This window comes from Anoxybacillus amylolyticus, assembly GCF_001634285.1.
Lineage (GTDB): Bacteria > Bacillota > Bacilli > Bacillales > Anoxybacillaceae > Anoxybacteroides > Anoxybacteroides amylolyticum.
Genome location: NZ_CP015438.1, coordinates 822391 through 844823, shown reverse-complemented (window position 1 = coordinate 844823; position 22433 = coordinate 822391). Strand labels below are relative to the sequence as shown.

Sequence of the window (22433 nt, the reverse complement as noted above, 5' to 3'; positions counted from 1 at the left end):
CACTTTCTTCACTGGCATCCGTCTTTTTCATTAAAAAATACAGAAGGCATGTTTCTTTCGAAGTTCAATTGATAAACCATTGCTATGAGTTGCGAACGATCTTTCACTTCTAATTTTTGGAAAATATTTGTGATATGGTTTTTAACTGTATGTACACTCACATATAATTTCGCAGCAATTTCATTATTACTACACCCCTCGATAAGGTGTTTTAGTACGTCCATTTCTCTCGGTGTTAATATTTGTGAAAAATACTGTTGAGCTATATTAGATGCTGTTTCTTGCTGAGAAGAAAACGAGTGCTCTAAAAACGTTTTTAACCACGCCACTAATAAAGAAAGGCTTAGCTCTTGCTCTTTTGTCACCTCCCTTTTCTCTAATTGCACTGTTACTATGCCTTGAAGATGTTCATTAACAAAAAATGGACGTTCGATAATCGATTTATTTGGTTGCTGGAACAGAATGTCTTGGGAAAACTTCTCTCTGGATTCATCACGTCCTCGATAAACGAGATTTCGTTTACTACTCGTGAATATTTTTTTCTCATCGCCTTTCTGGAGAACAAGAGTACTACGTTCCCCGTCTACTAAATCGCATGATAAATCTGCTGCCATTTGCATCATTTCATCGATACGTTTTTTTTCCATTAACTTACTTAACTTTTCTAACTTGGAAAATTGCTTTTTTACAAGAGATGATTCTTGGCAACATCGTAATAATTCGATAAATTTTGTAAGTAAACGACCCTTCTCTTTTATTTCTTCAGAAAGCCGTACTTTTTCTTTACTCCCGACAAAAATACAACCTGAAACCGATTCTCCATCCTTAATAGGATAAAGGTACAGTGTTTTTAATTCACTATTTTTATGAAGAGAATCGGCAAACTGCCACTTTCTTTCTATATGTTCTAAATATAATGGTCGCCCTTTCTGTACAATCCAACTTACGACTGGATGATCGATAGAGTAAACGGCTCCTAGCCATTTTTTCTCTTCTTCTCGGCTTGAAACTTCTTGGATGATGAAATATTTCTCCTCTGTCCGTTCTGCATAAGCGACTATGTCAATGGAAGCATGTAAATTTCGAAATAAGTGTAAATACGATTCGATGAAATCTGTTTTCCATAAAGACCATTCAGCTACTTGATACCATTTTCTCAATTGTTCTGTACTTTTTTCTTGCTTTTGTTCTGCTTCGACTAAACGAGAGCACACATGTGCCATTTCTTTCATCATCTGCATTTTTGTTTGGATATTCAATAAGGAATATTCACTTGCTGTTTGAATAATTTCTGCAAACCGTACGTTGTTTTTAAGTTTTTCTTTTCCTCCAAATAGCAAAAATGGTCCTCCCCAGATTAAATAACGAACTTGTTCTTCCACAATAATCGGCGCGATAATTGCTTTCACTCCATCAAAAACAGCGTCTATCATCATAGGCGATGTTAGCTGTAAATAATCATCCCAATTTTTTGAAAGCATCATTTGTATTTCTTCTTGCACTGAACATATCATCTCTTTACTAAAGTCATTTATATGAGAAATCGATGTTATCGATGTTTTTGAAGAATCGATTATCACAATTGGTAAACCGATAAGAGAAGCATAGGCATTTTGAATACTTTGCAGCAATTCCCCCGTATCCAATTTAATCCCTCTTTTCTAAAATATAGTTTAACATTCAATACTCAATCATAAAAAAAATAGGTTCATAGACCTATTCATAAAAAATAGCGTTTGAACATTGCATGGAGTCTATTTTACAATGCTGTTTTCACGCTTAACTTGCTTGGTTTTCCTAAATAATATCCTTGACCATAGGAAACACCTAACCATTTCGCACACTGAAAATCTTCTTCTGTTTCAATTCCTTCCAATACGATTTTTGTATCCTTTCCAAAAAGCTGGACAACTGATGACAAATATCTTTGTTTTTTTGTATCTTTGGATAAATTTTTCGCAAATGATCGATCCACTTTTATGACACTCGGTCCTATTTCGATGAATAGTTGTAGCGAACAGTCCCGTTTTCCTAAATCATCAACCGCAATAAGAAACCCCTGTTCTTTTAGCAAATATATGTTACTCAATACCTTATCTAGATTCTCCACTTTCTCCGATTCGTTAATTTCTAAAATCACTTGTTGATGAAGCAAAGAAACATTTTTGACTAACTGATTCATCACTTGCGGAAAAAAAGGCATTGCGATCGTAGATGGGTACACATTTAAAAATAAACATACATTATATGAAACAGATTTATTATATATAGAAAATTGTTTCAGCGAATTTACTATGGAAGCAATATCAAGATTATAAATACTGCCATGCTCATTAACATACAAAAAAAATTCCTCAGGATTAGAAACAAATGGACAGCGGAATAAGCTCTCGTATCCAATAATATCCCAATCAATCAAACGATAGATTGGTTGGAACACATTCTCGAACAACTGATTCACTATAATATCTCTGATAGTCATGTTACTTTCCATAGCTGCGACCTCTATTTAAGCTAAATTTCCCTCATACTAAAAACCTATGTTTTTTATAAAAATTTGAAATGAAGGACTTTTTAAGGAAATGGTAAAATATATTTAACGCTTTTTTAAAAACCACCCTTGAAGAAGTTTTTCTCGCCACCAAACATGAAAATAACCGTTCAAGGAATGATTGTTTTCACAGAAAAACATATTACTAATCCATTTGTTTGGTAAAGACTAAATTTTAAAAAATATCAGAACAAAATCAATAAAATCAGCTACTTTTACACTAAAGCACCTATTCTATATGCAGGCAAACATAAGCGAGATAGTAGATGTGCAAGCACTGATTCCGATCTTTATTATTCAGTTTATATCATGAACAACCGACAGGAAATGGTCTTATGAGAACATATCCAATAGCTGTTGCCTTACTCATAATAAAACGTTAACTCGGTTTTATATGGAAAAACCACTCCTTTTATTATAATAAATCGATATATAAAATTAAAAAACGCTTTTCATACACAATAGATAAACGGTTGTCGAAAACGACAATATAGCATATTTTTTCCTCTTAACTCACATTATAGTTCCTTATTAGGAATTTTTCAACAAAAAAATAACCAAAAAAGGATATTTTATTACCTTTTTCTGAAAGGATTGAATTTTCGTGAACGATGTGAAGCAAGTATTAAGCAAACAAATAAAAAAGCGGCTAAAAGAATTGAATATGAAGCAAAAAGACTTAATCGAAAAAACTGGACAACCAAAAAGTACGATTAGCAAAGTGATTAACGGGGTTGTCACACCAAGAATAGATGTCATCATTCCCATAAGCAAAGTATTGAACGTGTCTATCGATTGGCTTGTACATGAACAGGAGGAAACATTGGATGGTATTGATCAAGAAATTATCACTCTATTAAAAAAGTTGGATGAAAAACAAAAAATCCATGTTTATCGCATTATCAAAGATATTATCTCCTTGGTTGAACACAACCAAACTACTTCCATAAACAATAAATAAAACAACTACATATTATATTCACACGCATTTACATAGTTACTACTTCAAGATGAGGAAGAGTGACCATTCTTTGGCTCACCTTCCCCACATTTACTCTCCTTGAAGCTATCTTTCTAATTGGTTATGATAAAATTATCTTTTCACACATGGAGGATGCCTAATGGAGGGAAAAAGAAAAGAAAAAATGAAAACGTGGCTAATCGCTATCTTGCTTGTCTCACTTATCAGTTCCTTTTTGCTCTTTTTCGTAGGCTATTACAAAGTTGGGTTTGCGGTTGGCAGTGTGTTTATGGTTCTATCGTTGTCGGTCGGACAGTGGTATTCCATGAAAAAAGTGGACGATTTGCATCGGTACGGTGGAGAGCGATATCGCAAATAGAGGGTGTCCCTAAAATAACGGGACACCCTTACATATTATACGTACGAAGAAACAACCCCGTAAAACTATAATTCAACAACCTCTTGAGATAGTCTTTGTTCACTGTTAAATTTTACCTAAATAAAGGCTGCCATAAAAATTTTCTATCCTCTTTTTATTCAATAAAGTGTTGAAACACATCTCACGTCCCACAAAACGTCCGATATGGTCGATCAGACGGTGCAGGGGGCTTGGCATATTCTTCCTGTTCTTTCGTGTACGCATAAGGGTGAGAAAGGGCATGAAGCAATCGCTCCATCACGCTGCAATCCCCCCGTTCGACAGCTGCTTCTAACGCTTCTTCTACGCGATGGTTGCGCGGGATAATCGCAGGATTATTTAGGCGCATCAACTGTTGCACTTCATCTTTTGTCATGTCCTGTCTATTTACTCTTGCTTGCCAACGTGTATGCCAGTCTCGAAATTCCTCCGTGCAAAACGCCCCTTCCCATTCCTCTAACGTTAAGGCCCGAAACGTATTCGTATAATCCGCGCGATGCGTATACATCAGATGAAGAAGCTCACCGATCAGCTTTTTATCTTCCTCTTCTTCCGTACAAAGCCCAAGTTTTGCCCGCATTCCTTGTAACCAATACGTTTCATATAACTTTGGAAACCGCTCAATCACCTCTTGCGCAAGCTCGATCGCTTTTTCTTCTTCATCATGTAAAAGCGGCAAAAGACTTTCTGCCAAGCGGGCGATGTTCCAGCCCGCAATATACGGCTGATTGCCATACGCATACCGCCCTTGCGTGTCAATGGAACTAAACACTGTTGCTGGATCATACACATCCATGAATGCACACGGTCCGTAATCAATCGTTTCTCCGCTAATCGTCATATTGTCGGTATTCATCACGCCATGAACGAATCCAACTAATTGCCATTTTGCCACAAGTGCTGCCTGCCGCTTCATCACTTCCTCAAGCAAGAAAAGATAGCGGTTCGAAACATTTTCAAAGCCGGGAAAATGCCGTTGTAACGCATAATCAGATAACGCTTTCAATTCTTCCAACGTCCCCCAATGCGCCGCATATTGAAACGTCCCGACACGCAAATGGCTCGCAGCGATGCGCGTCAATACCGCGCCCCGCAATTCCGTCTCCCGAATGATGACTTCTCCTGTTGTCACAACCGCTAAACTGCGCGTTGTCGGAATACGAAGCGCGTGCATCGCCTCGCTAATGATGTACTCACGAAGCATCGGACCAAGCGCCGCACGACCATCCCCACCGCGCGAATATGGCGTCCGACCTGCCCCTTTCAGCTGAATATCGACCCGCTCTCCGTTTGGCGTCACATGCTCGCCAAGCAAAATCGCGCGCCCATCGCCAAGCATATTAAAATGGCCAAACTGATGCCCAGCATACGCCTGCGCTAACGGTTCCGCCCCTTCCGGAATGCGATTCCCCGCAAACACCGCCACTCCTTCTTCGCTCGCTAACGCCTCTGCATTTAGCCCCAGCTCCTCCGCAAGCGAACGATTGAGCACCACAAGCTGCGGTGCGCTGACAGGCGTTGGGTGAATCCTCGTAAAAAACCGCTCCGGCAACCGAGCGTAACTGTTATCAAAGTTCCAGCCAATGTTCAATTGTTTCAGCTCCCTCTGTTTTTCGAACTTTTCTGTTATTTTCCATGATGAAGTAGCTTTAGTAATTACTATCGTACATGTTATAATGGTTATACATAAAAGTGTAAAGGGTTTGGGATTTTAAGTATGTATTATGATCCTTGTTCACCATTATACCACGGAACAATTAGTTTATATGCAGATATCATTGTTAAACATGGAATTCAAATATACCGTAGAGGTAAGGGGGGAACAGACTTCGGTTCTGGTTTTTATGTAACCACTCAATTTAATCAAGCTCGAGAATGGGCAATGCGCAGAAAGGAAAGACCTATTCCTATTCCGCATGCTCTTGAAAAAGAAGGAATTACTATTAGGGATTTCCTTGGAATGAAAAAAGATTTTCAACCTGTTGTACTTAAAATAAAGATTAAAAATGCAAATAACTGGTTAAATTTAAAACACCGTATTTTCGATCAAGAGAATGAACAATGGCAACATTTTGTATGGAGAATGAGACAAGTAAATCACTCTTTTTCTTCATGCGACTATGATTGGATTTATGGGCTAGTGGCGGACGGTGGGTTACAATCAGCAGATTATAAAAGTATACGTGCTTATAAGGATAAAGATCAGCTAGCCGTGCTCACAAATACGGCTATACAGCTCTTAAACATTTCGGAGGTGATTACATGTCTATGATCATTCAAAAAGACATCGAAATAATGGTTCAACACATTATACGTGAACTGATAAAAGAATTTGGAAAAAGCGAAACAGAAGCAAAAGAGCTTATTCAAAAGTCAGATGTTGTTCGGTCGTTAGCGAAAGACCCAATGGGCTTTCACGAGTCGCCTTATCATTGGGCTTTAAGTATATTGACTGATGCTGATGATATTGAGGCGTTAGAAAGACATTTAGGTTTTTGATAACCCCCAGAGAACAAATAGCGCGCTCTCTGGGGTTTTTGTATTACGCCCCTACAATCTCTTCTGAATTTCGGTTAATTTCATCAATAATGCTGATAATTTTACGCGCATCGTCTAAGTTGTCTTTAAACAAATCTACAATGCTTCCGACAGTTTTAAACGGTTCTTCTTGTAGTACTTTTTTGTCCATCACACCATTTTTTACAAAGTAGTCCACAATATGTTTAACAAAGCGACTTTGGTGAATGTTTAGCCGTTCGTTTGATAAAAATTCCGAAAACGCTTCGTTTGCTACTTGGGGGTCAAGTCCAACCGTTTTGCGTACAAGTTTCATAATTGGCGTATTTCCAAATTCTTTTTCATAATCTTCTTTTGTCCCGAGTTTGTTCCAAAGAATGTGTTCTAACATTCGCAAATCTTGCACCGTTAACTTTTTATTATGACGCAATTTGTAAATTGCTAGCTGGTCACGATGTTCATGAAGGTAATGCTCGACTTTTTTGCGATAATTTTTTAAGTCATTTACTTCTAACATCGAACCGTTTTCTTTCACTTCCAATACTTGATCTTTAAAATTCGTGTAGTAAATTTTTCTTGTTTCTCGTTCAAGAAATTTCACTAATTCACGCAACGCTTCGCGAACAGCTTCTAATTCAAAAAGATCTGCCTCTTTCCAAAACTCTTCCGTCTGCACCTTTTCGATGATATACTTTTGTTCTGCTACTTGTGGAATGGAACCAAGTTTCGCTAGTTCCTCCGCAGTACGAACAACGCTGCGAATCGGCTTTGTTGCATTTTTCGTTTGAAGTTTTGCTAATTCAATCGTATACATAAGTAAATCAAATCGTTTCGCAAACTCGTCGTCGTTAAGCGGAACAATCAGCGGCGCAATATATTGTTGAAGCTCATTTACATCCATCACCGTCAACGAATCCCAATTCGTGCGGTTTTTAAACTTATGCACATATTGAATGCACTGGCGTACGCGGAAGCTCTCTTCGTTTAATTTCTTCATTTGCGCAAGCACATCATCAATTAATTCGTTACGATAAGCAATGTACTCTTCGTCTTGATAACGCACATGCTGGAGCTCTTTAATCATTTCAACTTTGGCGTTAAATAAACGCTCCGTTAGACTTTCGCCTATTTCTCTGTCGATTCCTTTTGGATTTTGGCGAAAAAACTCAAAGTTCCCACAATAATCGAAAATAAGAAAATGCGTTTTATCTTGACCGATTCCTAATAAATCTTTACATAAACGAGTGCCGCGCCCAATCATTTGCCAAAACTTTGATTTGGAGCGCACCTTTTTGAAAAAGATGAGATTCACAACTTCTGGGATATCAATACCTGTGTCAAGCATATCAACCGATACGGCAATTTGCGGCAATTTGTTACGGTCGGAAAAATCATCGATTAATGTTTGGTAATAATTTACACTATAATCAATGACGCGCGCAAAGCCGCCTTTATATTCAGGATACAATCGATCAAAGCGCTCCACAATCCGTTCCGCATGGCGATGATTTTTCGCAAAAATAATCGTTTTGCCGAGTTTGTCTCCGCCTTCGACGCGAATTCCTTTTTCCATTAAATCTCTCAGCACCGTATCAATCGTATCGTCATTAAACAGCCATTCGTTTAACGCGGCACTGTCAATATCCTCGCCTACTTCATCATCAAATGTTTCTTCATATCGTTCTTTTTCTTCATCTGATAAGTCATCGTAACGAATACCCTCTTCGAGAAACTTTAGCGTTGTTTCAATCGTTCGATAATCGACTAAATAGCCATCTTGAACCGCTTGATCTAACTCATAGGCATAGGTCGGCACGCCGTTTTCCAGATCAAATATTTCGTACGTATTGCGGTCAATTTCATCTTTTGGGGTGGCGGTCAGCCCAAGCAATATCGCATCAAAATAGTCGAAAATCGCTCGGTACTTCTTATAAATACTGCGATGGGATTCATCAACGATAATTAAATCAAAATGCCCAACTGTAAAGAGCCGTTTGCCGTCTTTTCGTTTCGCTTCGTCAATCGCGTTCATCATCGTTGGATATGTCGAAAACACCATGCGGCTTTCCTCTGGATTGTCTTTGTTATCGAGCAAATTACAAAACGTTAAATTCGGAAGCAGGTGGCTGAAGTTATTTTTCGCTTGCATCACAAGCGCTTTCCGATCGGCTAAAAATAAAATGTTTTTTACCCAATTATGGCGCGTAAGCACATCGACAATCGCGATCGCTGTTCGCGTTTTTCCGCTTCCTGTCGCCATGACAAGCAATGCTTTACGCTGTTTTTTCTCAAGCGCATCGCATACAGCTAACACCGCTTCTTTTTGATAGTAGCGATTGATCATGTTTTCATTGATTTGCACGTGTTTGAAAGGCTTTTTCATCGTTCGACGGTCAATAAGTAAGCTTAGCTCTTCTTTATTGTAAAAGCCAGAAACTTTTCGCGCCGGATAGTTAAGGTCGTCCCAAATATACGTTTCAAACCCGTTTGTGTAAAAAATGATTGGACGTTGGCCGTGCATCGTTTCAATGCAGTCGGCGTATAACTTTGCTTGTTGTTTTCCTTTGTTAGGGTCAACGGTCGTACGTTTTGCTTCAATGACCGCAAGCGGCTTGCCGTTATTGCCAAACAAGACGTAATCGACGTAGCCAACCCCTTCTTGATTCGGCATACCAACGACAGGATATTCAACGACAACGTCTTTTTTAAACTCCCACCCTGCCAGTTTCAATTCGAGGTCAATATATTTTTTTCTTGTTTCGTATTCACTTAACTCATCGACTTGGAAATCGTACTCTTTCGTATTTTCTTCCCTTTTGGCGGTGAGAAGGGCGCGAAGCTTTTCGTTTTCTTTCATCATTTCTTCAAGACGTTTGTCTTTCGAGCTTAACCGCTCGTATAAATCTTTTAATTCTTCTGGTCGTTCACGCTTTTCTTCTCCCATTTGTAAGAGCGATTCATCAAAGTCTGTCGCGGTATATTCATCGGAATAACAATAGTCAATCCAAGAAACAAATTGATGAAGATGATGCAAAGAAAGAATCGCTTCTTCCCTTGTAATCATCGCATTTGTATGAACTGCGACATTTCCCAGTTTGACAATGTAACGCAACAGCGGCAACAACTCTTCATCAATAATCTCCATAAACCCATGATCGTGAATTAAGCTCGATAAGTTATCTTGATACGGCACTTTTAACACGCTATCAAAGCTATATACCCACTTCACCGCAAGCTCCAGCGCCCGGCGCGTCAAAATCGCACACGTCGCTGGACTCACAACCAAACTTTTCTCCGCCTCTACACACGCATTTGCAAAACTTTCATAATGAGGCTTGTCTATTAAAAAACTAAAGTTCGATAACAACAAATACCCCTCCCTTGACAAGCACGAATTTACTAATCGTTGAACAACTCTCCCATAAACGCCCGTTGCATGAGGGAGTGGAAGTTGTGCTCTAGCTCCTTTAAGCTATTTCTCATGATTTCTTTTTGAGCATCTATTTGTTCGACTATATACTCAAATTCATCTTGCAACTTTAAGTCTGGCAATATGGTTTTGTAATCCAAAAGTTGTTTTTGATCTATCCTTGGTATATTAGCTCCCTTACTCTGCCTTATAGCATAATTAACGAAGTATTTTGAACGCAATATACTCAATATGAATTGCTTGTTGGTTTTTTCTTTATTAATCTTCAAAGGATAGGCATCCGTACTACATAGTCCTTCAAAAGATGGGGAAGCTACCTTATTCAAGTAAGGTCGGATTTTACTATAAATAATATGATCACTATTAAAGTAGTACTTGCTTCCTTTGATATCACACTCTCTTACAGTTTTTATATTAATAATATTTCCTGTATTCTTTTCAATGTTATCTATTCCAATTAAAGGGTAATCAGCATAATTTTGGCTCTTCACCACAAGTTGTACTTGATCATTTAAGATAGGTGTGCATAGAGAAAATAGAGGGTACAAAAAATGCGAATTTTCCTGTATGGTAAAGGTGACCAAACCAAACCATTGGAGGAAAATTCGCATGTACTCTCAGTTTATCAAAGAACTCATCGATTTACCAGATGTTTTGATTCAAAAGGTACGAAAAGAAGAAGAACGTTGGATTTTCGAACTTTCTCTGCCCGAACAATGCCCGTTATGTCCTGTCTGCTTGAAGCGCACGATCAAAATGACATGCAAAAAGAAGCAATGGATGCATGGCTATGCTCAGCGAATCGGAATTTTTTGGATTGAACTTCCTGTAGAGCGCAGACGTTGTGGTACGTGTGGCATGACATTCAGCACGTCTTATCCAGCCATCGCTCCTCGAAGTGTGGCGACGGATGCTTTTCAGCAATGGGTCGCGCAATCTTGCATCGGAACATCCATTCAGGCAGTGGCTCGTATGCTCAAGCTTCCTTACACGACCGTTGAACGTTGGTTTTATACTCATGCCCCTTCCTTCCTATCGAATGAAATCCAACCAAAGGCGGTTTGTGTCGATGAGTTTGCTTTTCGAAAAGGGCATGACTACGGAGTGACGATCATGGATGCCGAAACGGGAGAAGTGTATGCCATTGAAGCAGGAAAGAACGAGGAAGCCATTGGACGTGCGTTGGCTCATGTGTCTGGTTCTGTTCAGTATGTCGTGAGCGATTTGGCTCCAGCGATGAAAAAAGCGATTCAAGGGATTTGCCCAGAGGCGACACATGTGGTCGATTATTTCCATGTCATTCAGCTGTTTACAGATGCTTTAGAGCGTTGTCGCAAATATTTAGACAAAGGAGGCAAGAAACATGGAAATGTTCGTTACGTTTGTCGTTTATTGAGCCAATGTCCAGAGAAGCTTATAGAGGAAGAACGTCAAATTGTACGAGAATGGTGTAATGAAAGCGATTACTTAAAGTCTGTCTACCAATCGCTCCAACATTTTCGCTATGTGTCCAAAAGCAAAGACGTGCAACAGGCGAAACGACGTTTGGAGGCTTGGATTCATCGGTATTCGTTTTGTCCTTGTTCGGTTGTGCGTGCCATCGCAAAATCACTCGTCAAACGAACAGACGAAATCATATCGTGCATTTTATCGCCTTATTCGAATGGGAAAATGGAGGGAACGAATAACAAGATCAAGCTGATTAAACGTCGAGGATACGGATACAGAAATATCCAACGTTTTGCATTGCGGGTTCGGTTAGAAACAGCTAACATACTTTAATGGCAGGGGCAAGTACATCTTTTGGTGATGAACCATAATTTTCGATATCACTAACTAAATTAGCATCGACTTGAACTAACTCAGAGAGTTGAACCTTTTTCCAACCTTTTGGGTTAGATTTTAAATCCCCAAACATCTCCAAAAACACACTTTGCGTTAACTCGTCTAACGCTTCAATTTGGGCTTTTCGTTTGTCGATTAATTCCCTAGACTTATTCAAAATCGAAACCATTCGTTTTTGTTCATTTATTGTTAATAAAGGGATTTCAATATTCTTAAGGATACTAATAGAAATGTTAGGTTGAGCACCACCAACTGCCAATGAAATTAGTCTTTCTTTAATACTCATTAGATAATAGTATAAAAATTCTGGAATAATTTTATTGTTAGGTTTAAATGCTGCACAAGCCTGATTAGTAGCCGCATCTATTGAGAGTATTGAGCAATTTCCTATGGTAGCACCATACATCGCAATAAGTACAGTACCTTTTGGAAACAGTTTAGCTGAGGATTCGTTCAGCGCTTGTTGAGTTATATACTCATCCACATCAGATAAATACATATTCTTTAAATCCCCTGTTTTCACCCAAGGAATATCTCCATTTTCATAGTAATCCTTATTTTTCCTAGAAGGAGTACCACCAGATGTAATATTAAATAAACTACCTAGTTTTACATATCTAAAAGACATAAAATTTCACTACCCTCTAATCATTTCTTTCAACTCTTTCAATCCTTGCACAATATCTTTCTCCAACATTTCAACTCGTTCTAAGATGACGGTCGGTGGTTCGTACTCGACTTCTTCATACTCAATCTCTTTGTACTTGTTAATCGATAAGTCATAGTCGTTTTCACGAATTTCTTCCACCGGCACGAAAAACGATTGCTCTGTCCGTTTTCGTTCCTTTTCCGCTTCACGGTTATGGAAGCGCTCGATAATGTCTGGAATGTCGTTTTCTTCTACCGGATTGCGCTTGTCGTCCAATGAGTAGTCATCGGCTTTCATATCGTAAAACCAAACGTTGTCTGTCCCACCAACGCCTGTTTTCGTAAAAATCATAATCGCTGTCGAAACACCGGCGTACGGTTTAAACACGCCGCTTGGCATCGAAATAATTGCTTCAAGTTTATGGTTTTCGACGATTTCTTTACGAATTGCTTTATGTGCGGTTGAGCTTCCGAACAGCACCCCGTCTGGTACGATGCAGGCGCAACGCCCGCCCGTTTTTAAAATGCGTAAAAATAACGCCAAAAATAAAAGCTCGGTTTTCTTTGTCTTTACAACTTTTAACAAATCATTTGAAACTGCATCATAATCTAATGAACCTTTAAAAGGCGGATTGGCAAGGACAAGGGTGTATTTGTCTTTATCTTTGTTTTGTTCAGACAACGAATCGCGATACTCAATATTCGGGTTTTCAATACCATGCAGCATCATGTTCATTGCCCCGATACGCAACATTGTACGGTCCATATCAAATCCGTGGAACATATGATTATTAAAATGTTCCTTTAAGCCTTGTACGAGAAATAAGTCGTTGCGATGTTTACGCAAATATTCTCCTGCCGCTACTAAGAAACCTGCAGAACCGGCCGCCGGATCGACGATAATATCTTCCGGTGTTGGTTTCATGAGTTCGACCATCATGTTAATAATATGACGTGGCGTACGAAATTGACCGTTCGTTCCCGCTGTCGCAATTTTTGACAGCAAATATTCGTATAAATCCCCTTTCGTATCGCGGTCTTTCATTGGAATGTTATCAATGCCATCGACGATTTTGGAAAGCATTTGCGGAGTTGGAATCATAAAAATCGCATCGCTCATATATTTGGCGTATGCTGAATTTTTATTGCCATGCAAACTTTTAATAAACGGGAACACTTCGTTTGATACAATGTCGTACATTTGCGACGCTTCTAAGTTTTTAAATTTGCTCCAACGAAGATGTTGTTTATCTTCTGGAAACATTCGTTCAAAATCAATTCCTAATAAAACAGCTTCTTGTTCACGATACGTTTCTGCTTCATCAAGACCTTTAATAAACAACAAATAGGTAAACTGTTCAATGACGGTTAGCGGATTAGTAATCCCTCCCGTCCAAAACGTTTCCCATATTTTATCGACTTTATTGCGTAATTCACCTGTAAGCATCGTATACCTCCTTTTTATTTCCAAATCTAATTATAACTTGTTCATGCGATGTGTAAAACAAAAAGTGATCATTTTTCATAAAATAAATGATTACCCCATTGGATTTTTGCGCTTTTCCACAGCGCTAGGCAAAATTCCGATTTTATTTTGCATATTTTTACAATAATATACAAGGAATTTGATAGCTATTGTCGAAGAAATATGCAAAGCGAGAAAGTGGGAGGGAACCTTGTTGCACAAAATCAACCCTATTCGATTGATTGGTATTTGGAAAGAAGGATATGCCTTAGATTATCATTCAATTGCGAGCGAGTTCATCGGTATTGATGAATGGGGACACAATCGTTTTCAAACAACTAGAAGTTATTTAGGTGAGTTATTGTATCAATTTAAGTATAATCAAGATAGGGAGAAGTTAGCAGAAATAATGAGCCTGATCACACAATTTATTTCCCGTTGGGATGCCGTAAAGGAAGTAGATGTAGTCCTCCCTGTTCCTCCATCTAATCGTAACAGAACATTTCAACCTGTTTTTGAACTAAGTAAACAGATTGCAGACTATTTACGTGTACCTTCATATAATGACATATTAGAAAAAACAAATACTGCACAAGCAAAAAATCTAAATAAATTTGATAAATCAGAAATATCAGGTTCGATTGTGCGAAAAAAAAGATTTTTAAAATTGGTCAATATATTAGTTGTAGACGACTTATACTCAAGTGGGGCAACATTGCATGAAACTGTGAGAGTGTTAAAAACAGATGAGAATGTTAAAAATGTATACGTCCTTACAATAACAAAAACAAGAAGGTGAATTGAAATGAAGGTATTTGTCGCTGGTCCGCGAGCAGTCTCCATTTTGAATAAACAAGTAAAAGAAAGGTTGTTCAACATTATAAACAACAATTTCACTGTTTTGGTCGGGGATGCGAATGGAGTAGATAAACAAGTTCAAAAGTTTTTACATTCGTTGAATTATCGAAATGTTAAAGTTTATGCAACAAATGGAAAGGCAAGAAATAATATTGGGCAATGGGAAGTAGAAAAGGTGGAGGTTGAACCACACAAAAAAGGATTTGATTATTACGCAGCCAAAGATATAGAGATGGCAAAAAATGCAGACTACGGTTTTATGATTTGGAACGGACAAAGTAAAGGAACATTGAATAACATCATCAATCTTACCAAATTAAACAAAAAAGTATTAGTATACTTTATCCCTGCTAAACAATTTTATACGATTAAAGATGTGGATGATATCAAAACAATGGTAAATGTCGGAAGTGAATCGGCTGTCGCTAATCTTCATGAACTGATGCACAATTCAGAGCAATTAAAGCTGTTTTAAATTTAATGCAAGAAAGATAAAGGAGGGCTGGCATGAAATTATGGGAATATGTTGGGAAAAACGTACGAATTGTATATAAAGACGGAGATGTGCTAGAAGGGTTTGTTCGCGATTACTGCGACGGAGAGGATAGTGAGGATGGAATAGATAGCTTAATAATTACAAACAAAGAAACAAAAGGAAAAGGCTATGTTTTTGGCGTACTGGAAACAGAAATAAAATCGATTACAATTCTTAACGAAAAGCGAGGGAGAGACAAATGATTGTGGAAGAATTGGATGTCATACGGCTAAAAGACGGAACAGAAGCTACTGTTTTAGAAGTATTTCCGACTGAACCAAAATATTTTTGCCAACGCGCAGATGACTTTGATGATATGTTTTATGTCACAACCGATGAAATTGTTGAAATTACGTATAAATGTCGGAAAAATGATTAAATTTCAAGAAAAGCATGTTTTGCAATACAGGAGGTTTTTATGGGGTTATGGAAATACGTTCAAAAAAGAGTGCAAATTGTGTTTAACGATGGAACAGTGTTAGAAGGGTTTGTTCATGACTATATTGATCAAGAAGATACAGATTTCGATTATGATGAAATAATATTTACTCCAGATGGAGGAAATATGATTGCTGTTGGAGAAGATGAGATTAAACAAATTCACTCCATTTAAAAAGCACGTAACCATGTTCGGTTATGTGCTTTTTAACAATTTATACTTCTCCAAAACAATTTTTCTTAGTTCTTCCTCCCCAATGTAGCCATCGTCATCTTGCCTATGCAGTGGATTCGGTTCGTACCAACCACAAGCTTCAGAAATATCATCAAGTGCATCGACATACTGCTCATCAATGTTCCCCTCATAAACATAAAATAGGTATATGGAAGGAAATTCATAAGAAAATTGTTCCGCCGATAATTTACCGTTGAGATATTTTTCAATGCAATGCAACAACTCATTCATTTTCTTTACCCCCTCCTCACCAACTTCGCCACACTCTCGACATGCGCGGTATGTGGGAAAAGGTCAAACGGTTGAATGTATTCGACACGGTATTGTTTCGAAAGTGTGTCGATGTCGCGGGCGAGACTGGATGGGTTACAGGAAACGTACACGACCGTTTTTGATTTCACTTGTAAAATCGTTTTTAACAAGGCGTTGTCGCAACCCGTTCGCGGTGGGTCGACGACGATGACATCCGGTTTCCAGCCTTCTTTCACCCATTTTGGCAACAGCACTTCCGCTTTTCCGACCGCGTAGGTGACGTTTGTGAAGCCGTGACGCTCAGCATTTTGGCGCGCATCATCAATCGCTTCAAGGATCGTATCCATCCCGCGCACTTCTTTCGCCTCGCGCACAAGCCAAAGCCCGATCGTTCCAACGCCGCAATACGCATCGACGACGCGCTCCTGTCCGGTAAGCGCTGCCGCTTTTTTCACTTCATCGTACAGTTTGACCGTCTGGATCGGATTGAGCTGGAAAAAGGCGCGGGCGGATAGTTCAAATGACAACTCGCCAAGCACTTCTTGAATGTACGGTTCGCCTGCTAATATGATCGTTTCTTCGCCAAAAATAAGCGACGTTTTTTGCCCGTTAATGTTTTGGGCGATGGATTTTACCTCTGGCAACCGACGTTTCACTTCCGCTACAAACAGCTCTTGGCGCGGCAATTCTTTCGTCGCCGTCACAATGACAAGTTGCACATCGCCTGTATAAAATCCAACGCGGGCAACAATTGTTCGTACAACGCCTGTTTTCTTTCGCTCGTGGTAAATCGGGATGCGCAAATCTTGCAAAATCGTTTTCACGACGGTTGTGACGCGGTTTGTGGCATCATGTTGGATAAAGCAACGGTCAATGTCAATCAGTTCATGGGAGTTCATACTGTAAAGTCCGGCGATGACACGTCCTTTTTTCACTCCTGTTTGAAATTGGCTTTTGTTGCGATAATGCCACGGATCGTCCATTCCAATCGTCGGCCGAATGTCGATCGCCGCAAGCGGCAAGCGGCAATGGCGCTCTAACGCTTGAATGACAATATCGCGCTTTGCTTCTAATTGAGCTTGATAATCGAGATGCTGAAGCTGGCAGCCTCCACACTGTTCGTAAACAGGGCAGCGCGGCTTGACGCGATGTGGGGACGGCCGACGCATACGGACGATTTTCGCTTCCGCATATTTTGGGTAAATGTGAGTCGCTTCGACAACGACTTCTTCCCCCGGAAGCGCCCCTGGAACGAACACCACTTGTTTTTTAAAATAGCCGACTCCTTCCCCGTTAATGCCGAGCCGTTTAATTGTTAGTGGAAATTGTTGTCCTTGCTGTAACATTGTTCTCTCTCCTATTCAATACTTCGCCATAAATAAAATGTTGCGTAGCTTGCATACGGTTCCCACATTTGTCGAAATTCATCCATTTCTTTTACCGTCGGACGATGTTCGAGCCGAAACCATCGTTCAATCGCCCGCTGCAAGCCAACATCTCCTTTCGGAAACACATTTGGACGACCTAAACCAAACAATAAAAAGTTTTGCACTGTCCACGGACCGATGCCGCGTATAGAAAGAAGCTGTTTCGCCACTTCTTCATCAGAAAGCGACTGCATCTCTTCTAAACGCAACTTTCCTTCTACAATAAGGCGCGAAATGTCGATGATATATTCTGCCTTTTTTTGACTAAACTGCAACATTTTCAGTTCGTCGTACGATAAGCGAGCAATTTGTTCTGGGCGCGGAGAAAACCATACGCCATCGATTTCTTGCCCGAACGCTTTCACAAACCGCTCGGTCATTTTGTATGCCACTTTCATGTGAAGCTGCTGGTGAATAATGCATTTCATTAAACAAAAGTATAAATCCGGTGCTAAAACGAGCGGCGTCCCTTCATGTTCGCAAAAAATGTCCCGCAACTCCGTTTGCAAAAAATGTTCGTGAATCGCTAAAAGTGGCCGATCCCAGTGCAAGATGCGAAACAGGCGCGCCAATACCGCTTCTTTTAATTCTGGATGCTGCGCCTCAACAAGAAAAGCCGGCGCCTGTTTCGTCCCGACACTGCGCACGAAAACAGCAACCGGAGTATTGTTTATATAAAGCGGCACGACTAGCTGCTGTTTTTCGACATCCACTACAGATAACGGATCTTGCGCCAATCGCTCTAATACACGAGAAAAATCATACGGAGCTTCCACTTCGATTTGTTGTTGCCACATCTCGATTCCTACCTTTTTTCTTCCTATTATAACGAAATAAAGCCCTTTGAACCAAGCTCAAAGGGCAAATAGCAACGGGGAAAGTCCCACTTTTTCGATCATCACATCGTCTAGACGCTTAAATGTATATCCTTGTTTTCGCAAATCGTCAATCACTTTTGCGAGCGCATCGGCATTGTCTTTAGACACTGTATGCAACAATATAATGGCACCGGGATGAATTTGTTTCATGACGTTGTTGTAAGCGTATGACCATCCTTTTTGATCATGAACGTGCCAATCGACAAACGCCAGCGACCAAAAGACGTGGTAATAGCCGAGCTCACGAGCGATGGCAAGCGTCCGTTCGCTAAAAATGCCTCTTGGCGGTCGAAGGTACATCATCCCTTTTTGCCCAGTTAACTCCTCCGTTTTTTTCCGCACTGCCTCAAGTTCTGCGTGCAACCGCTCATCGCTTACCGTTGTCAAGTCTGGATGGTACCAAGAGTGGTTGCCGATAATGTGCCCTTCGTTCGCCATTCGCTTCACTAACTCAGGCGCCGTTTCTAAATAATGGCCGGTGACAAAAAAGGTGGCGGGCACATGCTTTTCTTTTAACACGTTTAAAATTTGTTCCGTATAGCCGTTTTCATAGCCGTTATCAAATGTTAAATAAATCGCCTTTTCGCGCGAGTTTCCTAAATAAAACGCGTCATATTTCGCAAGCAGCGCATCCCGCTCTTTCCCGGCAGAAGGCGGTTCGTGGTTTTTACTTTTGGAAAACCCCCAATGAATCGCTTCATTCGACAGCGCATACACAGACGACGGAGCAAACGAAACGACAATCGCTAACAATAAGAACATATAACCGTTCACCATAATCCCCCTTCTGAAAAAGCTACTACGTATAGGGTTTTCCATTTCCACCATTTTACTCCCGACAAATTTTAACAAAAAACCCCGCAAAGCTCCGTTTGCGGGGTTCAGCTATTACTTAAATACCGGCTCTTTAAATTGCGCCAATTTTTCTAGCGATGATTTCTCCACATCTTCGTGAAGGCTGTTGCCATGCGAGTCCATCGTCACAACGGCTGTAAAGTTTTCGACACGCAAATGCCACATCGCTTCTGGAATGCCAAACTCTAAAAAGTCGACGCCTTCGACCGATTTAATGCAATCGGCATAATATTGCGCAGCACCACCGATCGCGTTTAAGTACACGCCACCATGCTCTTTTAGTGCCGCAAGCGTTTTTGCGCCCATGCCGCCTTTACCAATCACCGCACGAATGCCGAATTTTTTCATAATCTCGCCTTGGTAAGGCTCCTCGCGAATGCTTGTCGTTGGCCCGGCTGCTTTGACATGCCAGTTGCCGTTTCCGTCTTTTAACATAACCGGTCCACAGTGATAAATGATTTGTCCATTTAAGTCAATCGGTGCGTCATGATCCATTAAATGTTTATGAATCGCGTCGCGACCTGTATACATCATACCATTAATGCGGACAACATCGCCGACTTTCAATTTCCGCACTTGTTCTTCCGTTAGCGGTGCTTCTAGAACGATTTCGCGCCCTTCTGCCGGAACGGACTGCGCTGATTTTTCTAGCTCTTTTGCAAAATCGATGTTTTCTCCCTCTTGGTAAAGCCATTCTTGAATTTCTCCTGTTTCTGGGTTCACTTTTACTCCTAGCCGACGGAATGCCCAGCAGTTGTAGGCAACAGAAACGAAAAAGCTCGCTGGCAGGCGGTGCATGACACCAATTTTACAGCCTAAAAGTGTCGTTTCTCCGCCAAAGCCCATCGTTCCAATGCCAAGCTTGTTAGCGTTTTCCATAATATAGTCTTCGAGCTTGCGAAGCTCTTCGTTCGGGTTCACGTCATCGACCGAACGGAACAGTTGTTCTTTCGCCAATTCATAGCCAGAGGAGCGGTCACCGCCGATGCCGACGCCAATAAAGCCTGCACTACATCCTTGCCCTTGTGCTTGAAAGACGGCGTGCAAAATGCATTTGCGAATCCCGTCCAAATCTCGACCGGCACGACCAAGTCCTTCTAACTCACACGGGAGGCTGTATTGAATATTTTTATTTTCACAGCCGCCACCTTTTAAAATTAAGCGAACATCAATATAATCTTTCTCCCATTGTTCAAACTTAATGACTGGTACCCCATCACCTAAATTGTTTTCGCTATTTTCACCAGTAAGCGAGTCTACCGAGTTTGGACGAAGTTTGCCGTCTTTCGTCGCCTGGGCGATCGCTCGATGGATCGCCTCTTTCATTTTCAGTTGGTTCACACCAACTGGGACTTTAATTTTAAACGTTGGCATTCCCGTATCTTGGCAAATCGGCGAAACATTTTCGTCTGCCATTTGAATGTTCTCGGCAATCGTCGTTAATGCCATCGCTGCTCTTGTGCCTGCGTTTTCGCGCAACTTTGCTTTCGCAATCGCCCGCCGCACATCTTTCGGCAATTTGGTGGATGTTTCAACAATAAGCTGGTACATACTTTCTTGGAATTTTTCCATGCGTAACGCCCCTTCCCCTTTGTCCATCATCTTCCCCTTTATTATACTGCTTTTTGCCAATCAATGAAAACGGATGGTGTCCAAAAAAAGAAAAAAGCTGGATGCTCCAGCTTTTCACCACGTTTTCTTAAATTGCTCGTACTTCATCTCAAGCGAATCGATGACCTCAATGAGACGGTCAATGTCTTCGACGTCAGCCGATTCCGGATCAAGAGAATCAAGCATATGCAACAGCATATTTAACCGCTCTTTTAAATATTTTAGTTGTAGATCTTTTTCATGTACTGCGTTACCCAAGTCTTTTCTCTCCCTTCCTTTCCATCGTACCCGATTGTTGAAAAAATGACAATGGACTATAATGGACATGGTTAAATTTTCGATAATGAAGGAGACGCGTATGACTGAGATGACATTAAAACCGATTACGCCATCGTTTGATCCGTGGGAAGCATATATGGATGTAAAGCAATATGGAAATATGCAGCTAACCAATATCGAATTTACGACGACGACGCTTTGTAATATGCGTTGTGAACACTGCGCCGTCGGCTATACGTTGCAGACGAAAGACCCAGAGGCGTTGCCTGTAGACCTTTTAATTCGGCGGCTTGATGAAATTCCGCAGTTGCGCTCATTAAGCATTACTGGCGGCGAGCCGATGCTTTCGCTAAAATCTGTCGAACAATATGTTGTGCCGTTATTAAAATACGCGCATGAACGCGGCGTACGCACCCAAATTAATTCCAACTTAACGCTCGATTTGGAACGATATGAAAAAATTATCCCTTACTTAGACGTCTTACACATTTCGCATAACTGGGGCACAATCGACGATTTCGTCGAAGGCGGCTTTAAGATGATGGAGAAAAAACCGAGCCGAAAACAACGGGAAGCGTATTTTTTTCGGATGCTCGAAAACGCAAAAGCACTTTCAAAAATGGGGGTGTTTGTTTCCGCAGAAACGATGATTAATAAGCGGACATTGCCGCATTTAGAAACGATTCATCGCCAAATTGTCGAAGAAATGCACTGTAAGCGACATGAAGTGCATCCGATGTATGCGAGCGATTTTGCAAGCGCGCTTGAAACGGTCAGCCTTGCCGAACTTCGAGAGGCGATTCATCATTTGCTAGACGTTCGCGATGAAAACGTTTGGATGTTGTTTGGTACGCTTCCGTTTTATCCGTGCAGCCCCAACGAAGAAGACCTTGCCTTACTCAAACGGCTATACACGAGCAAAAATGTCACCGTGCGCAACGACCCCGATGGGCGTTCACGACTAAACGTCAACATTTTCACAGGGGAAATCATTGTCACTGATTTTGGCGACGAACCATCGCTCGGCAACATCCAGCGTGATACGTTGCTAGAAGCATACGAAAAATGGATGCGTTCGCCCCTCGCCAAACAATTAAATTGCCACTGTCCATCGGTACAATGTCTAGGACCGAACGTGCTCGTCAAAAACATTTATTATCCAACCGTTGATTTTACCAAACGAAAAGCACTTCTCACGAAATAAACGTCAAGGCAGCTTTCCTTGACGTT

At 40.5% G+C, this 22433-nt stretch carries 24 protein-coding genes; 11 read left to right on the top strand and 13 right to left on the bottom strand.

The window, feature by feature from the left end; genetic code table 11:
- Window positions 1–8: 8 nt before the first annotated feature.
- Complete coding sequence (locus GFC30_RS04295; protein WP_066323060.1) at window positions 9–1646, bottom strand: response regulator transcription factor; 1638 nt, start codon at window positions 1644–1646, stop codon at window positions 9–11.
- 113 nt (window positions 1647–1759) lie between these two features.
- Window positions 1760–2494: an EAL domain-containing protein gene (locus tag GFC30_RS04290; RefSeq protein ID WP_084256189.1), complete on the bottom strand. Its 735-nt coding sequence runs from the start codon at window positions 2492–2494 to the stop codon at window positions 1760–1762.
- Between the two features lie 661 nt (window positions 2495–3155).
- Here GFC30_RS04290 and GFC30_RS04285 point away from each other — a divergent pair.
- Both GFC30_RS04285 and GFC30_RS04280 read left to right on the top strand, forming a co-directional pair.
- Window positions 3156–3512, top strand: a complete 357-nt coding sequence (locus GFC30_RS04285; RefSeq protein WP_066323059.1) for a helix-turn-helix domain-containing protein — start codon at window positions 3156–3158, stop codon at window positions 3510–3512.
- A gap of 160 nt (window positions 3513–3672) precedes the next feature.
- On the top strand, window positions 3673–3891 hold the full coding sequence (locus GFC30_RS04280; protein WP_066323058.1) for a hypothetical protein: 219 nt from the start codon (window positions 3673–3675) through the stop codon (window positions 3889–3891).
- Between the two features lie 181 nt (window positions 3892–4072).
- On the opposite strand, the gene GFC30_RS04275 is transcribed toward GFC30_RS04280, so the two are convergent.
- Window positions 4073–5521, bottom strand: a complete 1449-nt coding sequence (locus GFC30_RS04275; RefSeq protein WP_066323057.1) for a protein adenylyltransferase SelO — start codon at window positions 5519–5521, stop codon at window positions 4073–4075.
- Window positions 5522–5647: 126 nt separating this feature from the next.
- On the opposite strand from GFC30_RS04275, the gene GFC30_RS04270 reads away from it, so the two are divergent.
- Both GFC30_RS04270 and GFC30_RS04265 read left to right on the top strand, forming a co-directional pair.
- Window positions 5648–6202 (top strand): DUF3990 domain-containing protein, encoded by a 555-nt coding sequence (locus tag GFC30_RS04270; RefSeq protein WP_066323056.1) that lies wholly within the window; start codon window positions 5648–5650, stop codon window positions 6200–6202.
- Complete coding sequence (locus GFC30_RS04265) at window positions 6193–6429, top strand: hypothetical protein (protein WP_148660361.1); 237 nt, start codon at window positions 6193–6195, stop codon at window positions 6427–6429. The genes GFC30_RS04270 and GFC30_RS04265 overlap by 10 nt, the downstream gene beginning before the upstream one ends.
- A 43-nt stretch (window positions 6430–6472) precedes the next feature.
- On the opposite strand, the gene GFC30_RS04260 is transcribed toward GFC30_RS04265, so the two are convergent.
- Both GFC30_RS04260 and GFC30_RS04255 read right to left on the bottom strand, forming a co-directional pair.
- Window positions 6473–9814: a DEAD/DEAH box helicase family protein gene (locus GFC30_RS04260; RefSeq protein WP_066323054.1), complete on the bottom strand. Its 3342-nt coding sequence runs from the start codon at window positions 9812–9814 to the stop codon at window positions 6473–6475.
- Window positions 9815–9846: 32 nt separating this feature from the next.
- Entirely contained in the window at window positions 9847–10368 is a 522-nt protein-coding gene (locus GFC30_RS04255; RefSeq protein ID WP_158512130.1) for a restriction endonuclease subunit S, read from the bottom strand.
- A gap of 118 nt (window positions 10369–10486) precedes the next feature.
- Between GFC30_RS04255 and GFC30_RS04250 the strand changes: the two genes are divergently transcribed.
- Entirely contained in the window at window positions 10487–11659 is a 1173-nt protein-coding gene (locus GFC30_RS04250) for an ISL3 family transposase (RefSeq protein WP_066323052.1), read from the top strand.
- On the opposite strand, the gene GFC30_RS04245 is transcribed toward GFC30_RS04250, so the two are convergent.
- Window positions 11646–12350: a restriction endonuclease subunit S gene (locus tag GFC30_RS04245; protein WP_066323051.1), complete on the bottom strand. Its 705-nt coding sequence runs from the start codon at window positions 12348–12350 to the stop codon at window positions 11646–11648. The genes GFC30_RS04250 and GFC30_RS04245 overlap by 14 nt on opposite strands.
- 9 nt (window positions 12351–12359) lie before the next feature.
- Entirely contained in the window at window positions 12360–13817 is a 1458-nt protein-coding gene (locus GFC30_RS04240; RefSeq protein WP_066323050.1) for a type I restriction-modification system subunit M, read from the bottom strand.
- A 232-nt stretch (window positions 13818–14049) separates the two neighbouring features.
- Here GFC30_RS04240 and GFC30_RS04235 point away from each other — a divergent pair, with 232 nt between their 5' ends.
- Genes GFC30_RS04235 through GFC30_RS04215 form a run of 5 tightly spaced genes read left to right on the top strand, consistent with a single transcriptional unit; the run spans window position 14050 to window position 15841 of the window.
- Complete coding sequence (locus GFC30_RS04235) at window positions 14050–14634, top strand: ComF family protein (protein ID WP_148660360.1); 585 nt, start codon at window positions 14050–14052, stop codon at window positions 14632–14634.
- A 6-nt stretch (window positions 14635–14640) separates the two neighbouring features.
- Complete coding sequence (locus tag GFC30_RS04230; protein WP_066323049.1) at window positions 14641–15168, top strand: hypothetical protein; 528 nt, start codon at window positions 14641–14643, stop codon at window positions 15166–15168.
- 32 nt (window positions 15169–15200) lie between these two features.
- A complete protein-coding gene (locus tag GFC30_RS04225) occupies window positions 15201–15431 on the top strand; it encodes a hypothetical protein (RefSeq protein ID WP_066323048.1) in 231 nt (76 codons plus the stop codon).
- The gene (locus GFC30_RS04220; protein WP_066323047.1) at window positions 15428–15607 is read left to right on the top strand and encodes a hypothetical protein; all 180 of its coding nucleotides are present in this window, start codon (window positions 15428–15430) and stop codon (window positions 15605–15607) included. Before GFC30_RS04225 ends, GFC30_RS04220 begins: the two co-directional genes overlap by 4 nt.
- Before the next feature lie 39 nt (window positions 15608–15646).
- A complete protein-coding gene (locus tag GFC30_RS04215; RefSeq protein WP_066323046.1) occupies window positions 15647–15841 on the top strand; it encodes a hypothetical protein in 195 nt (64 codons plus the stop codon).
- A 21-nt stretch (window positions 15842–15862) separates the two neighbouring features.
- Here the strand turns inward: GFC30_RS04215 and GFC30_RS04210 are convergent, their stop codons facing one another.
- From GFC30_RS04210 to GFC30_RS04185, 6 genes are all read right to left on the bottom strand, one after another.
- A complete protein-coding gene (locus tag GFC30_RS04210) occupies window positions 15863–16132 on the bottom strand; it encodes a hypothetical protein (protein ID WP_066323045.1) in 270 nt (89 codons plus the stop codon).
- Window positions 16133–16137: 5 nt separating this feature from the next.
- The gene (rlmD, locus tag GFC30_RS04205) at window positions 16138–17499 is read right to left on the bottom strand and encodes a 23S rRNA (uracil(1939)-C(5))-methyltransferase RlmD (RefSeq protein ID WP_066323044.1); all 1362 of its coding nucleotides are present in this window, start codon (window positions 17497–17499) and stop codon (window positions 16138–16140) included.
- A gap of 11 nt (window positions 17500–17510) precedes the next feature.
- Window positions 17511–18377: a DNA-3-methyladenine glycosylase family protein gene (locus GFC30_RS04200; protein WP_066323043.1), complete on the bottom strand. Its 867-nt coding sequence runs from the start codon at window positions 18375–18377 to the stop codon at window positions 17511–17513.
- 57 nt (window positions 18378–18434) lie between these two features.
- Complete coding sequence (pdaA, locus tag GFC30_RS04195; protein ID WP_179946292.1) at window positions 18435–19220, bottom strand: delta-lactam-biosynthetic de-N-acetylase; 786 nt, start codon at window positions 19218–19220, stop codon at window positions 18435–18437.
- Window positions 19221–19346: 126 nt separating this feature from the next.
- Window positions 19347–20885, bottom strand: coding sequence for a fumarate hydratase (locus tag GFC30_RS04190; RefSeq protein ID WP_066327121.1), 1539 nt, complete (start codon window positions 20883–20885; stop codon window positions 19347–19349).
- Window positions 20886–20999: 114 nt separating this feature from the next.
- Window positions 21000–21182, bottom strand: a complete 183-nt coding sequence (locus GFC30_RS04185; protein WP_066323041.1) for an SE1561 family protein — start codon at window positions 21180–21182, stop codon at window positions 21000–21002.
- 100 nt (window positions 21183–21282) lie between these two features.
- Between GFC30_RS04185 and yfkAB the strand changes: the two genes are divergently transcribed.
- Window positions 21283–22407, top strand: a complete 1125-nt coding sequence (yfkAB, locus tag GFC30_RS04180; RefSeq protein ID WP_066323040.1) for a radical SAM/CxCxxxxC motif protein YfkAB — start codon at window positions 21283–21285, stop codon at window positions 22405–22407.
- The last annotated feature ends 26 nt before the right edge of the window (window positions 22408–22433 follow it).

Coding starts and splice junctions, on each gene's coding strand:
- GFC30_RS04290 (WP_084256189.1), bottom strand. CDS start 2,494: ATGGAAAGTAACATGACTATCAGAGATATTATAGTGAATCAGTTGTTC.
- GFC30_RS04280 (WP_066323058.1), top strand. CDS start 3,673: ATGGAGGGAAAAAGAAAAGAAAAAATGAAAACGTGGCTAATCGCTATC.
- GFC30_RS04270 (WP_066323056.1), top strand. CDS start 5,648: ATGTATTATGATCCTTGTTCACCATTATACCACGGAACAATTAGTTTA.
- GFC30_RS04265 (WP_148660361.1), top strand. CDS start 6,193: ATGTCTATGATCATTCAAAAAGACATCGAAATAATGGTTCAACACATT.
- GFC30_RS04250 (WP_066323052.1), top strand. CDS start 10,487: ATGTACTCTCAGTTTATCAAAGAACTCATCGATTTACCAGATGTTTTG.
- GFC30_RS04245 (WP_066323051.1), bottom strand. CDS start 12,350: ATGTCTTTTAGATATGTAAAACTAGGTAGTTTATTTAATATTACATCT.
- GFC30_RS04240 (WP_066323050.1), bottom strand. CDS start 13,817: ATGCTTACAGGTGAATTACGCAATAAAGTCGATAAAATATGGGAAACG.
- GFC30_RS04230 (WP_066323049.1), top strand. CDS start 14,641: ATGAAGGTATTTGTCGCTGGTCCGCGAGCAGTCTCCATTTTGAATAAA.
- GFC30_RS04225 (WP_066323048.1), top strand. CDS start 15,201: ATGAAATTATGGGAATATGTTGGGAAAAACGTACGAATTGTATATAAA.
- GFC30_RS04220 (WP_066323047.1), top strand. CDS start 15,428: ATGATTGTGGAAGAATTGGATGTCATACGGCTAAAAGACGGAACAGAA.
- GFC30_RS04215 (WP_066323046.1), top strand. CDS start 15,647: ATGGGGTTATGGAAATACGTTCAAAAAAGAGTGCAAATTGTGTTTAAC.
- GFC30_RS04210 (WP_066323045.1), bottom strand. CDS start 16,132: ATGAATGAGTTGTTGCATTGCATTGAAAAATATCTCAACGGTAAATTA.
- rlmD (WP_066323044.1), bottom strand. CDS start 17,499: ATGTTACAGCAAGGACAACAATTTCCACTAACAATTAAACGGCTCGGC.
- GFC30_RS04200 (WP_066323043.1), bottom strand. CDS start 18,377: ATGTGGCAACAACAAATCGAAGTGGAAGCTCCGTATGATTTTTCTCGT.
- pdaA (WP_179946292.1), bottom strand. CDS start 19,220: ATGTTCTTATTGTTAGCGATTGTCGTTTCGTTTGCTCCGTCGTCTGTG.
- GFC30_RS04190 (WP_066327121.1), bottom strand. CDS start 20,885: ATGGAAAAATTCCAAGAAAGTATGTACCAGCTTATTGTTGAAACATCC.
- yfkAB (WP_066323040.1), top strand. CDS start 21,283: ATGACTGAGATGACATTAAAACCGATTACGCCATCGTTTGATCCGTGG.